The sequence below is a fragment of the Pseudomonas sp. H26/SER47-MNA-CIBAN-0231 genome, from assembly GCF_040310465.1.
Lineage (GTDB): Bacteria > Pseudomonadota > Gammaproteobacteria > Pseudomonadales > Pseudomonadaceae > Aquipseudomonas > Aquipseudomonas atacamensis.
Map to the genome: position 1 here is coordinate 1 of NZ_JBEOPW010000055.1, position 359 is coordinate 359.

The window sequence follows — 359 nt, forward strand, 5'->3', positions numbered from 1 at the left end:
ATCAATACCCACGACACCTGGATTGTTTTGCCTTGATGAGCGAGGAGGAACGCCACGCTGAATGTGAAATTGGCGCGTTGGTTGGTGTTGAATGCCACTTGCGGAAATGATGATCCCGGTAGGCCATTGACAATCTTCAGCGTCGCCTTGTCGTTTGCCAAAGCGGCTTGGAACTCTGCCCGCACCTTCACTCCGCCTTCACTTGCCAGCACATCGATTGGGGAGACGGCGTTAACGAGTGTAGGAGGCTCTTGGGAGATCTTGTCCAGATCCACTTCCACGAACACGGCATCGGACCAGGTTGGAGGGCCGGACGGGTTGGTCAGGTAGTCGACAACGCGATATTTGATTTCGAAGGT

Annotated in this window: 1 protein-coding gene; it reads right to left on the reverse strand. The window is 54.3% G+C overall.

Annotation, left to right across the window (positions count from 1 at the left end; translation table 11 throughout):
- Positions 1 to 359: hypothetical protein (locus tag AAEZ10_RS27225; protein WP_350571783.1), on the reverse strand; the 359-nt coding region annotated here is incomplete at both ends.